This window comes from Nostoc sp. (genome assembly GCF_036917375.1).
Taxonomy (GTDB): domain Bacteria; phylum Cyanobacteriota; class Cyanobacteriia; order Cyanobacteriales; family Nostocaceae; genus Nostoc.
In genome coordinates this window covers 40,444-53,633 of the sequence record NZ_JBALDN010000008.1, presented here as the reverse complement: position 1 = coordinate 53,633, position 13,190 = coordinate 40,444, and the positions used below count along the sequence as shown (strand labels likewise).

General features: G+C 40.3%; 11 protein-coding genes. 5 read left to right on the top strand and 6 right to left on the bottom strand.

Going from position 1 to position 13,190, the window contains the following annotated elements; genetic code table 11:
- Positions 1-229 precede the first annotated feature (229 nt).
- Both V7K45_RS02800 and V7K45_RS02795 read right to left on the bottom strand, forming a co-directional pair.
- Entirely contained in the window at positions 230-2,047 is a 1,818-nt protein-coding gene (locus V7K45_RS02800; RefSeq protein ID WP_335000158.1) for a tetratricopeptide repeat protein, read from the bottom strand.
- A gap of 534 nt (positions 2,048-2,581) precedes the next feature.
- On the bottom strand, positions 2,582-5,749 hold the full coding sequence (locus V7K45_RS02795) for a plasmid replication protein, CyRepA1 family (protein WP_335000156.1): 3,168 nt from the start codon (positions 5,747-5,749) through the stop codon (positions 2,582-2,584).
- Positions 5,750-6,397: 648 nt separating this feature from the next.
- Between V7K45_RS02795 and V7K45_RS02790 the strand changes: the two genes are divergently transcribed.
- Positions 6,398-6,820, top strand: coding sequence for a hypothetical protein (locus V7K45_RS02790; protein WP_335000154.1), 423 nt, complete (start codon positions 6,398-6,400; stop codon positions 6,818-6,820).
- Positions 6,821-7,374: 554 nt separating this feature from the next.
- Positions 7,375-8,190 (top strand): hypothetical protein, encoded by an 816-nt coding sequence (locus tag V7K45_RS02785; RefSeq protein WP_335000152.1) that lies wholly within the window; start codon positions 7,375-7,377, stop codon positions 8,188-8,190.
- Between the two features lie 102 nt (positions 8,191-8,292).
- On the opposite strand, the gene V7K45_RS02780 is transcribed toward V7K45_RS02785, so the two are convergent.
- The gene (locus tag V7K45_RS02780; RefSeq protein WP_335000150.1) at positions 8,293-8,442 is read right to left on the bottom strand and encodes a hypothetical protein; all 150 of its coding nucleotides are present in this window, start codon (positions 8,440-8,442) and stop codon (positions 8,293-8,295) included.
- A gap of 105 nt (positions 8,443-8,547) precedes the next feature.
- On the opposite strand from V7K45_RS02780, the gene V7K45_RS02775 reads away from it, so the two are divergent.
- Positions 8,548-8,805: a hypothetical protein gene (locus V7K45_RS02775; RefSeq protein ID WP_335000148.1), complete on the top strand. Its 258-nt coding sequence runs from the start codon at positions 8,548-8,550 to the stop codon at positions 8,803-8,805.
- Positions 8,795-9,220: a type II toxin-antitoxin system VapC family toxin gene (locus V7K45_RS02770; protein WP_335000146.1), complete on the top strand. Its 426-nt coding sequence runs from the start codon at positions 8,795-8,797 to the stop codon at positions 9,218-9,220. The genes V7K45_RS02775 and V7K45_RS02770 overlap by 11 nt, the downstream gene beginning before the upstream one ends.
- A gap of 63 nt (positions 9,221-9,283) precedes the next feature.
- Here V7K45_RS02770 and bchB read toward each other — a convergent pair whose 3' ends face one another.
- Entirely contained in the window at positions 9,284-10,810 is a 1,527-nt protein-coding gene (gene bchB / locus V7K45_RS02765; protein ID WP_335000144.1) for a ferredoxin:protochlorophyllide reductase (ATP-dependent) subunit B, read from the bottom strand.
- Between the two features lie 451 nt (positions 10,811-11,261).
- On the opposite strand from bchB, the gene V7K45_RS02760 reads away from it, so the two are divergent.
- Positions 11,262-11,948: a Uma2 family endonuclease gene (locus V7K45_RS02760; protein WP_335000142.1), complete on the top strand. Its 687-nt coding sequence runs from the start codon at positions 11,262-11,264 to the stop codon at positions 11,946-11,948.
- Positions 11,949-12,183: 235 nt separating this feature from the next.
- On the opposite strand, the gene V7K45_RS02755 is transcribed toward V7K45_RS02760, so the two are convergent.
- Positions 12,184-12,573 carry a DUF2358 domain-containing protein gene (locus V7K45_RS02755; RefSeq protein ID WP_335000140.1) on the bottom strand — a complete coding sequence of 130 codons (390 nt, stop codon included), beginning with the start codon at positions 12,571-12,573 and terminating at the stop codon, positions 12,184-12,186.
- A 45-nt stretch (positions 12,574-12,618) separates the two neighbouring features.
- On the bottom strand, positions 12,619-13,182 hold the full coding sequence (locus tag V7K45_RS02750) for a hypothetical protein (RefSeq protein WP_335000138.1): 564 nt from the start codon (positions 13,180-13,182) through the stop codon (positions 12,619-12,621).
- Between the last annotated feature and the right edge of the window lie 8 nt (positions 13,183-13,190).

Genomic DNA, 13,190 nt, shown 5'->3' with positions numbered 1-13,190 from the left:
TTAATGAAAAATCTTTGAGATGCTCCACACGCTGATTTTCATTCTTGGGACAATGCTTACTTTACAAGATTTTCAGCCTTAACTGAACCGTATTGCCTTATAAAGGGGAGGGAACTGGATTTCTTGTTTCCCCCCTTTATAAGGGGGGATTAAGGGGGGTAATTTAACTTGTGTGTACAACCTAAGCGGGGAGGGGAGACAAAGCAGAGCTTTGGCGGGGTGGGGTTCTTCAAAGCTGTTCAATTAGCTCAATAATTTGCTGGTAATACTGGATATTTCCTTCTTGGTAATATAAGTCTGCGGATTTCTGAAAATCGGCAATTGCTCTCTGAGAGTCTCCCAAATTCCGGTAGACATCTGCCCGCAGGATGTAAGCTGAAGCCCAATTAGGCTGACGCTGTAAGGCTTGGTTTAAGTCTGCAAGCGCTCCTTGTAAGTCTCCCAACAGAGAACGGCTACGACCCCGATTGTACCAGTCTTCGGCAAAGCTGGGGTCAAGCGCGATCGCTCGACTGTAATCTTCTATTGCCCCTTGATAATCTTCTAGGGCATAGCGAGCATTAGCGCGATCGCTGTAAAATGCAGCAGATTGGGGATTGATTTGCAAAGCTTGGGTGTAATCTGCGATCGCACTTTCATAAGCTTCTAAAGCATAGTGGGTAGAACCTCGGTTGTAATATGCTTCAATTAAATCAGGATTAATTTTTAATGCTTGATTATAATCTGCGAGCGCTCCTTGTTCATCTCCTAAAAGACGACGAGCATTTCCTCGATTGCAATATGCTTGAGAAAAGTCAGGAACAAGCTTTATGGCTTGAGTGTTATCATCAATTGCACCCTGTAAATCTTGCAGGGCTTCACGAGCAATACTCCGACCATAATAAGCTGCGGCTAATTTATCATTAATTTGCAATGCTCGATCGTAATCTTTAATTGCGCCTTTATGATCTCCTATAGAACGACGAGCCGCCGCGCGATCGCAATATCCTTCTGCTAAATTAGGATTGAGTTGTAATAGGCGATTGCTATCTTCAATTGCACCTTGATAATCTCCCAATCGCCGACGAGCATTTGCCCGAAAGCCATATACTAAAGCGAGAGTCGGATTTTCTTGTAATGCTCGGTCATAATCTGCGATCGCACCCTGATAGTCTTCAAGAGTACTACGAACTAGACCACGCTCACAATAAGCTTGCACATCATCAGGATTCAGCTTTAATGCTTGGTTAAAGTCTTCAATTGCTTCTTGATAGTTTTTGAGGTGAGCAAGCACCAAACCCCGATTATAGTAAGCTCCGGCAAAGTTGGGATTGATTTTTAGAGCCTGGTTGTAATCTGCGATCGCACTTTGATAATCTGCTAAAGCGTAGTAGGCATTACCTCGGTTATGATAAGCTTCCGCCAAGTTAGGATCTAATTGTAATGCTTGGTTATGGTCAGCGATCGCTTCTTGATAATTGCCTAAAATATGGTGAATATTGCCGCGATTGCTGTAAGCTGCGGCAAAATGGGGATGCCATTGTAAAGCTTGCTGAAAATCTCCGATCGCCCCTTGACGATCTCCACGTTCAAAACGAGTTACGCCCCGATTATGATAAGCATTGGCAATATCAATATTGATATTATCAGCCAATTGGGTACTCATTTCGATTGTTTGAATATAATCTGCGATCGCTTTATCGTAGTTTTCCAAAGCAAAGTAGGCATTTCCCCGGCTGTGGTAAGATTGCGCCAGATTGGGATCTAATTGTAACGCTTGATTATGATCTGCGATCGCGCCTTCATAATCGGCTAAAAAGTAACGAGCATTAGCCTGGTTGTAATAGGCTGTGGCAAAATTGGGATTAATTTCGATGGCACGATTAAAGTTAGCGATCGCACTGCGATAATCTTTGAGTTGACCACTTAAAATCAGCCCGCGATTATGATAAGCTTCGGGATAGTCAGGATTTAGTTTGATTGCTTGGGTGTAAGCTGCGATCGCTGCTTGATAGTCTCCTTGCAAATTTTGATTTAATCCTTGGTTAAAAAAATCTTCAGCATTCATATAATTTTTTGGTTTTTGACATTCTCAAGCCTAAGAGGATGTTTTAAAAGTCGTGATTGTATCAAATATTTTTTACCCTTCTCTAACCCTCCCCTTCAAAAGGCGAGAGAACCGGATTTTTCTTGTTTCCCCCCTTTACAAGGGGGGACTAAGGGGGGTAACGCAATTAAAATCACAGTCAAACACTTTTCAAACATCCTCTAAAGCATTGCGATTATTAACAATATGTTTTAAAAATCATTCTAACTACTATTGTGACTATTGCTAAGGTTTTTTGTTTCAATCCCGCCAAGTGGTTTCATTCATTTGAAAGTGCTGTGAGTTTCAAATAAGAAGTTACCATTTTATTAATTATCTTCTGTAATCCACTATTAGGCATTCCCAAGAGACCAATACAGCCCAAAACCCTCATGTAGAGACGCGATTTATCGCGTCTTGAAAGACCAATAACCCTTAACTGAATCGTATTGAATCGGAGACTGGGAATAAGACAATCTCTAAAAGCTTTGCAGTTCTCACAAAAATTTAGGATTGCTATATAGTTGATGACGGAAGAGTAGGCATAGAAACCATCTGCTCTACCTTTTCAGACTTCGTTTGTATAATTTCAAACTTCCAATCTGAAAAATAATCAGGCAATTCATAACCACCACTCTTAACATGAGCCAACATCAACTCATCTCGTTGATGCCAAACAGCAAATATTTTCTCCCTGCCATCATATAGCGTTTCTAAATCAATTTGGTAAACCTCATTTACTCGCTTCAGCTTCAAACCCAACAAATTTAATAGTCGGCTGAGTATTTTTATTGCCGAAACCTGCTCTTTCTCCCCGACCAAATTAATGCCAAGCGCCCTTTTAATATGCTTACTATGTTGAAACGCAACATTTTTCAGCAATATCAAATCAGGATCGTTTTCAACAAACTTTCGTTTTTCTTCAAGAAACTGAAGCATTCCTAAAGCTCTCATCGCCTCAACTTTAAGCGTGTAAGTTTTTAAATCTGGGAGAAAAACTTTTCCTTCACCCCAAGACAATTGTTGATGCCATTCTTGCTCGTCTCTAACGTGAAAATATTCGCTCTCGTGAGTTAAATAATAGTGAATTAACAGTTGACGATAATATCCTTGTTCATCTTGCAATTTCAGCCAAGGAGTAATTTCTATACCATACCTTTGCCTGAGAATATATTTGTTAATTTGGTTCCGTTCTCCATCCGTTAGAGAATGCTTAACTAACATCTGCTCATATTCTACATAATCGATATCTTTAGCATTGGCAACAGCAGATGCTAAAGATAGTTGATTTTGCTGCTTAATATCTTTAATTTTGCGTTTAATTTCTTTAGCTTTTTGACGACTTTGTGCCCAATCTTTTTGAACTTTAACAATTTTTAGAATTAACCTTTTGCGAGTAGCTAAATCATCAGCATCGGTTGCCAAAAATGCCAGACGTAAATCTCGAATAATATTATTGTGAACTGCATTACTCCGCACCTGAATTTGATGCCCATCAGCAATCAAACCATCTTGCATCGATTGCCGATAGAGACGAATAGAAGCATTTACCCTTGCAGATAACTTTGCCCAAGTTCGCAAATGAATCGGGTCATAAACCAAGGGTAAATCCACATCTATTTTATGTAAGGGACTCAGCAAAGCTAAGTTTTCTTTTTGATTTTCTTGATACCAATCAGATAACAAGCGATAATTTGTACTACCACTACCAATTAAACCAATACCTCGTTTAGCACACCAGACAACACGCGGCACATCATCCCTAACTCTTGCTAAAGCTTGTCTTGCTTCCGAGTCAGGAATTACCCCTTGAAAAATGCCATAAACACGGTCGAAATGTTGGACATCAATACTAATTCCCGTCCCAAGGCTAGGGGTAACAAAAACGCCGTCATATTCCGATATTTTTTGATTAATTGCTGCGATAAAATCAACTGCTGCGTGACCAGGTGTATTTGTAGTGTGACTACTAACGACCAGAGTTTTAGGAAATTGTCGCCGTAATTTTTGTAGCCTTTCTTTCAGATAACGTTCAATTGTTTCACAACTATAACGACCAGCCCGACTATCGGTAGTAACATAACATTTACGTCCAGCAAGTAAATCCAATTCCAGTTGGTGAATTAGCGGTGTTGGATTCGGTGAATCATAAAAAGTTATATCCCAACCTTGCTGAGGTTTCCACTGGTTGAGAACTACCCAAGGTGTTAATTTAATTCCTGCCAATCCCTGCAAATATTCAAGCGAAACATCTGATAAATCAGCATCTTGGGCAATTACCAATCCCCCACTGGTTAAAACTGTCGCAATGAGTTGCTGGAATAACTTTAATATTTTTACCCGCTTATGCTTACAAGTATTACTATTTAACAGATGCCACAGAGATTGCTCTACTTCATCTAAAATTACTATTGCTCCGCGCCAATTTTCCGGGTTAAGTTTCCAAATCGAATCAACGCACAAGCCGAGGGAAGGCTGAGGAAAGAGAGAGCGCAGAATAGGAGGAGCGGGTGTCAGTGTTTTATTAATCTTTTTCTCCCCATCTTCTTTATGCGTTCCCCATTGAATACCAATTTTTTCACACAAGAATCGTCCAAGTAAGATTCTGTGAGTAATTAACAAAACGGGTTGATTTCGACTTTTTGCTTGTTGAACAACGCCTTGCAATGCTGTAGTTTTCCCCGTTCCTTTCGCTGATTTGACTCCTACTAATCCAGAGGTGGGGAAAGATATTTCACCTATATAAGGACGGTTGAAGGTAAGTGCAGCAGGAATACTTAACTCGGTGTGGGGTTTGGTTTGAGCAAGATAGATTTCTAAATCAACACTTTGGCGATAAACTTTCTCAAAACTACTTGCACCCTTGGCAACAATAAACTCATCGACTCCTTTTTCTATTCCTGGAAGTTCGATGACTTTTACAGGGCAATTTTTTTGCTGGAATAAACAACCAAGTTGGGAAATAGCATTATTTACAGCAGCAATTGTCTTGGGTTGAGTTTCAAAATCAAAGCAAATGTAAAAACTGCGCTTTGTAATCGCAAACGCGGCCAAATCAGGAATTAGTTGACGACGGGTAACTTTACCAAATTCATCTTTCACAACCCGATAACCACTGGTAATTCCGGGAACGGCAATAGCTACATATCCTTGCGTCAACAACGTGGCTGCTTTTTTTACACCCTCGCAGATAATGAGGGGAATGTTGTGTTGCATCACCCATTGCCAAAAGCCTCCAGCTTCGCCATCAGGAGTAATGGTGATATTTTCAGGCATGACCAGATTGTAACGCCCAGCGACTTGCTGCCACACTTGCAACGTTACCCGCAAACAAAACACTCGCGTTGGCGTGCTGGGAGGATGCTCGTACTTGATGAACTTGCCATTGTGATTTTGTCGGGGTTGGTTTGGCTTAAAGCATCCCCATTCCATCATTTGCCAATTATTCAGAGGGTCTAGTCCCGAACACCACCAACCACCCTCTGTGATGTGAGCGAAACGCTGCAACCAACTACTTTTCACCATTCCGGTATTGGTGCGGGGAAGTAGCTCAGAAATCAACAGGTACTCATAAGCTGTTACACCTTGGAGCGACCTAAAATTGAGATGCACTAAGTGTAAGTCTATACCACTACTCTTGACTAATTCTTCAAGGTGTTGGGGGTGTAAATAGTGCAGATGCATAGGGAAAGGCGCGAAGGGAAGACAATGAGATTAAAACAGTAACATGCATCTGCTTTTTTTTAATACGCGAGATTGCGAGGCTTTTATGATGATTTTTTTACTTCGTTGCCGGAGACACATCGGTTAGAACTGTAGTGGGTTATTCTGCCTATTAGATCCCCGAAGTAATAATTTTGTATTGTGATATTTGTTCGCTTTTAATTTTCATTTATCAGTAAATTTCTACGTTAAGGAATGCGATCGCTACATGACATCGCTATGAGGTAATATCTTCATATACTTCAGTAAAGGCTTGACACTGAGCATCCACTCTGTAGGACGCCTGTAACCTCTCTGAATGAATACATAACCCTTGAACTCCGCTCCAAAGGTTCGAGATAGCCTTTAGTATTAATTTTTCTTTGCGATCGCAGCTAATACAGATACCTCAACGTAAAACTTTTACTCCAGTAGTACGGTAACTTCTCAAGCTGATTGGAGGTAAAATAAACAACAACTTTTAAAATAAGTTCAATCTGCTTTATAAATCCTTTGCTTTTAGTTGCGAATGTAGGAAATATGGCTTTGTACTTTTTCATTTTTCCGTGTGTTTGTTTCATCACTGGCTATTTTTTATTCAAAAATAGAAATAATGAAATCTCACATTTAGTGACTGTATTTGCAGCTATCAGCCTGATTTTGGGTTTAATGTTGGTTCCTTGGCAGATTTTACTTCTACTATTAACTCTTATTCTTATCAGTACAAGCTACGAGTATTATACAAGCAAAGTAGTTAGCAGGGAAACACAATATACACAACAGCTAGTTCCCAAATCGGAACCAGATTATCACTTAATCTACCGCGGAGCTTCCTATCGTCATGGTCTCAACCCCAAATTAGATGGAGAAACCACACCATCAGTAACCCATAAATTAAGCTTTCGGGGATGTACTTATGTTCTTGGCGCCGAGCCTAATACTCAATCGACTGGAATCATTACACCACAAGCAACTCATAAGTTGAGCTTTCGGGGAAGCACCTATTCTATAAATAGAACTACACACAGAGAAATTAAAGAGCAAGGTAGTTAGAAACTTGGTGCAAGTCTCTGAAAGTTTATATTTTATTGGCTCATACCTTCCAAATCCAAGAGGCGATGTCTACAATGGGCTATGACGATCGCTAACACTATACTACCGATGAGGTACTAGTGCTATTTATGCCAAATTTTGTTATATTACTTGCAATTTAATGTCATTATAGACTTTATGCCCAGCAATATGCGATATCAAGGGAGAGCCTAGCAGCGATCGCACATCCTCGACTATTGCCTGCTGAACTCAATCACTGTTTGATAATGCGATCGCTATAAATCATAAGCATTTTAAGAAGTACCTAATACATACATATACTTTGAGAAATGGTATTAATATATGGCTTTGTCAAAATTCCTAGACGCACAAATAATGTTAAAAAATAAGAAAATATTCTGGAAACTACTGTTGAGAAAGTTTATTTTTTATATTGGTGGAGTGGAACTTCCTTGGTAAAAGAGATATCTAGTTAGTTTGATTCTTAACTATTCACTCCTTGGAGAGGCGGTTAGTCTCCAGAAATAGACAACATATTTTTAAGCTGTAAAATTATGTGGAAATCAAAGTTAATATTTAGACTTATACTGTCGGCTGCGGCGATCGCCACAAGCGTGCAGCTAAATTCAGCGAGTGACTATGCTATTGCTCAAAGTGCATCTTCTAATCCGACTGTTGAATCTGGGCAACAAAATCAAGCTTTAGAAGATGGCAAGGTTGCTATGGCAGGAGTTGGCATAGGAGCCATTGCAGGCTTACTCATTTCTGGTTTATGGTATCAGAAACGTCGTTACCACAAAATCCAGTCACGTGCCAAAATCAACCGCTTTCGTGAAGAGTTTCTCTGCGGCTCTTTAGCAGATTATTATTTATCTAATTCTAAAGCAAATTCTTCACCTACAAATTCTCGGAAAACTTTACCAACACCCACTAAAGAAGAATCCCCTATTTCTGAGGAAACTTTAGTAACGCCAGCTAAAGAAGAAATATCCGATCCATCCACTTCTGAAACAAATAATCTTGCATCAGAACCCACGCCAGCTACAGCATCTAATTTCTTATCTGACTCCTACCACAAGTTAATCGAGGAAATTGTTAATACTGCCCTCAACGGTCAAATCAGTTCTAAAGAGTATATATATCGCCAATTAGTAGAAAATGTGAGCAGTGATAATGATGAAATCTTTGAACGCTGTTTGAGCGATCGGTTGCATTCCACTCAATCTGAACTACATAAAGTAATAAATTCTCCGAGTTTATTCCAAAAAGAGACTCCTGAGTTAAAGAAAGCCCGTTTAAATCGCACCTTGAAGGCATTACAAAGTATTCAAGAGGAATGGGAAAAAATCCAAAAACAAAAACTAAATTAAGCTAAAGTTGTCCTGAGTAATGCTACTAAAAAATCGTTTCGCTGATGTTTCAGCGAAACGATTGAAGTTAATCTCAAAATTAGAAATAGCTAACCCTCTAAACTAAGCCACGACAGCTTCTTCGCGGCGTATAATACCTGAGCGTTGATTTCCTTGAAACTGCGATCGCAGACAAGTTTCTTGGTGCTGTAATAGTTTTATATTCTGGTAACTGAAGTTATTACTGAATAGCACGTAAAACTTATAATTCATATTTTACAAATAGTTGCGATTATTTCCAAGCTAGACAAAGACTTTCTTCTACTTGCTATACCTGCATATAATGGGATTATTGAACATCCGTAACTGGTGAATAAAATGGCTAAAACATTAACAATACAGTTGTCAGATGACTTAGAAAGTAAATTAACTGCTCAGGCGCAAAAACTGAATCTATCTTTAGAAGATTTAATTCTGCAATCGTTATCTCAATCAGCTAAACAGGAAAATATCTCCGAATTCGATCCAATTTTACCTTTACTAGGTACATTGAAATTTGATAATTCTGATGTAGGAGAAAACCACGATCAATATCTCCAGCAAACTTTGCAGCAGGAGTTAAAAATTGACGAATAAAGTCTTTATAGATACATCCGGGTGGGCTAATTTATTTATTGCAACTGAGTCCTACCATGAACAAGCAAAGCAGTGGTTTCAACATAAACGTCAGCAAAATCAAGCAATGGTAACAACTAATTATGTTGTTCTTGAACTGGTAGCTTTGCTGAATAGCCCTTTACGCGTACCCCGTCCGCAGTTATTTAAATACGTAGAAGCTGTCAGAACTGCTCCTTATATCAACTTGATTTATCTTGAACCAACAATAGATTTAGCAGCTTGGGAGCTACTCAAAACTAGAGAAGATAAAGCTTGGTCTTTAGTGGATAGCACTTCTTTTATAGTCATGCAACAGCTTGGCATTAAAGAGGCATTAACTACAGACCACCACTTTGAACAAGCTGGCTTTATTCGTCTACTGAAGTCAGAATAAGTAATAATAAAAGGCATTCCTTAAGATATGCCCTTTATTATTAAAATTTTCTAACCCGTTAACCTACGCCCCGACAGCTTCCTTCGCAGCATATAATACCTCAGCGTTGATTTCTTTGAAACCGCGATCGCGGGCAAATTTCTCAGTATTTCGCTTCACTTTACCGCGAACAAATCCCGGAATCTTATTCAATTCTGCTTGACCATCTTTTGTCCAATTCAAATCAGAATCAGCAGAAATTCCTCTAGTAATTACTTCTTTGGTATCATGACCACCGAAGATTTCTAATAGGTGATCTTCCATTCCCAAAGTGAAGGAATTGTAGATCAAATCTGTAATTTGATTCGTGCCTTCGTAACCCATAAATGGTTTGTAACCAATGGGGAAGTTTTGGACGTGGATTGGTGCAGCAATTACGCCGCAGGGAATATCCAAACGCTTACCAACGTGGCGTTCCATTTGCGTGCCGAAAATGGCAGAGGGTTCGACACGAGCGATCGCATCCCCAATTGCACCATGATCTTCGGAGATTAGCACTTCATCGCAATACTCGCTCACCTGTTCGCGGAACCAATCTGCATCATATTTACAGTAGGTTCCAGCCCAAACAACATGAATCCCCATTTCTCGCGCCAGAATCTTGGTAATAGCGGCGGCGTGGGTGTTGTCACCAAAGACCACAGCTTTTTTGCCAGTCAAGTTTTGACAGTCAATCGAACGGGAGAACCAAGCAGCCTGAGATACATGGAGGGTTTGCTCATTGATGAAGTCTTCATAGTCAACTTCTCCACCTTGAGCGTTAATTACCTGCTGAATCTTGCGAATACAACGGGCAGTTTCCACTACACCCATTGGAGTAATGTCTATATAAGGTGTGCCAAATTGTTCTTCCAGGTAACGGGCTGTGGTCAAACCAAGTTCGCGGTAAGGCACCAGGTTAAACCAGGCTTGGGACATCTTTTTCAAGTCGTTTACTGAAGCACCTTCGGGAATTAAGGTATTTACCTCAATTCCCAAGTCAGCCATCAGCCGTTTGAGTTCGGTGCAGTCGTGATTGTTGTGGAAACCGAGGGTGGTAGTACCGATAATGTTAACCGAGGGTTTTGCTGTTCTGCTCTCTGCTAATTCGCCCCGCTTCCGAGCTTTTTCAATGTAGTATTGGACGATTTGATCTAAAGTGCGATCGGCGGCTTGCAGTTCGTTGTAGCGGTAGTGGTTCACATCCGCCAGCATGACATCTCCTTTCGCTTCCAACTGCGCCCGTTCGACAAAGTTGTGCAGATCCTCTTGCAAAATGCTAGAGGTGCAGGTGGGAGTTAACACAATCAAATCTGGGTGTTCCTCGGCATCCTTGCGGACGATGTTATCTACCACCTTCTCTTGGGAGCCGCGTGCCAAAACGTTGCGATCGACGACACTGGTTGTCACCGGAGTAAAATCCCTCTCCCGCGATAGCATGGAGCGCATGACGTTAAAGTAGTCATCGCCTATAGGGGCGTGCATAATCGCATGAACATTTTTAAAAGAACTAGCGATTCGCAGAGTGCCGATGTGGGCTGGGCCAGCATACATCCAGTAAGCCAATTTCATGTTTGTGTCTCCCTTTTAAACTCAAAATAACTAAGTAACTGGGCGTAAAAAATATAAGATAGAGCTTACCACCAACCCCTTCGGTGCGTAGTTTACCGCTGTAGGCATCGCCCAGCGTGTCCTTGGTAGAGAAGGGAAAAGGTTTGGAGAGAGGTATTATCTTTAATTCAGCCCATTTACTTATAAGTGCTTAATTTATTAAATCGTTTCTGATCTTCTCAAACCTGCTGGCTGAAAAAAAATAAGGTTTGTTGCGGGTTTTCTAGGAGGCGATATGGCTGAAATCTATTTACTGCTTGGGATACAGCTATCAATTTCAACAACATTGCTGGTGATTTTGTAAAAAAATCTTAATGTTCCGGTAAATTTGTTTATTAATCTCTCATTCCCTGGTCGGTTGCGTTTTTACCTAATTCGCTAAGATGTACACAAGCTCATTTTCACAGCAATTATGGTGAAAACACCCTCCCAGCTTTGGACAATTCCTCCTTTGGAAAATGGCGACAAACTCACCCGCTACGAATTTGAGCGTCGCTATAATGCCACCCCTAACCTCAAAAAAGCTGAATTAACCGAAGGGATTGTCTATATTATGCCTGCTGTGCGTTTCCGAAGTCACGGTCAACCGCATGGTTGGATTTTGACATGGCTTGGTACTTACGAAGCTGCAACTTCTGGTGTAGCGTTGGGAGTTGAACCTACCGTCCGCTTAGACTTAGATAATGAACCTCAACCCGATGCTGTTCTGTTGATTGAACCGGAAGCAGGTGGTCAAACGCGGCTGAGTGAAGATGATTATATTGAAGGTGCGCCAGAGTTAGTTGTGGAAATTGCTGCTAGTAGTGCGGCTATCGATCTTCATGGCAAGAAACGGGCTTATCGTCGCAACGGTGTTAAAGAATATATTGTTTGGCAAGTTTTAGACCAAAAATTGACTTGGTTTTCTCTGGAACAGGGTGAATATCTGGAATTGGTACCTGACAATGAAGGCATTTTGCGAAGTCGGGCATTTCCAGGGTTGTGGTTAGCGGCGACGGAGTTATTAGCAGGTAATATGCAGGGTGTGTTGAAGGTTTTACAAGCAGGTTTGCAGTCTGCTGAACATGAGGATTTTATTAAGAAATTGGGTAGTGATTAACCTCTTCTAAATAGGGAAAATATTTTACAAATTCTTCTGCTGTAGTATGTATAGTCAATTCAGTAGAGATTTCAGGATTTTTGGCAGCCGTCATAATAATTAATGACTTTCGTTATTACATCTAGTGTAATAGTAAGACTTCAGTCCTAATTTTGTTCGCGTAGCATATCGTCAGAGAGGACTTTAGTCCTCTCTACAAACCATGAAAATTTTGATGGTAATTATATTATTTGAATCATCTACTTTTCCAAGAGGAAAAATGCTGTTTCACCACATCTAATCGGGAACAGTTCCAATAATCAATATGGGAAATAATCAAACCGTCAGAGTTAAGACCTAATTCACTCCAACCAGGAATAGAGATCCGTGGCTTCCAGGGAAGAGGAGTATTCCAACTGAGTGTCCACTCAGTTTTTATTGTGTCTCCTAAACGTTGAATATTATGTAAATCCATTTTGGGATTTAAAAACCAAGTTTCGATAAAATTAATCATTTGTTTGTAGCGTTTAACACCACTAAACTTATTCATCGGGTCTTGAAAATAAACCTCTGGGGCATAAATGCTGTAAGTTTGATTGACTGGGAATCTTTGATAGTCTTCTTTGAGGATTTCAACGAGATCCATGATAGATAAATATATCTGTAAATTGGTTGAATATGAAAACTGAAATTAACCCTCATTCCATAAACGTTCTAACTGACGCCGCCAAGCAGTTAGGACTTCTTCTCGCCCTTGTGAAGTTTGATTGATTTCACCCATCATTCCTTCGGCGTAAAAACGTTCTAAGCTTTGCATCGTAGCTTGCAGAGATTGTCCTTGCTGTTTTGCTGCCTGAATAATTTGCCGGATGCGGCTTTCAACTAGTTGATTAAAGACATTATTTAATCTAGTCTGATGGATAGATAAAAGTCGGTTGATTGCATTGGATAAATCTGCACTCACTAAAGTTTCACTGTTATGTTGAAATACCCCCCAAATTACTCTTTCATATAAAGCGTAACGTACTTCTTGAGTGTCATCAAAGTTGGCTTCTAGAAACTGTTCTAAAAATGGTTGGGCTTCTTGGATGGGCAGAATAGGCAGTAAAACTCGCAGCCAAGTATTATCTTCGGAAAGCAGCACCAACAGCCGGAAATTAGGAGTATCTACTTGCCACGATCCAGGAGCAGTCGCAGCAACAGCCGATGTGTCAAATAGTTCTGTTAACGTACCCGCAATTTCTTCAGGTGTCATAACTTTTT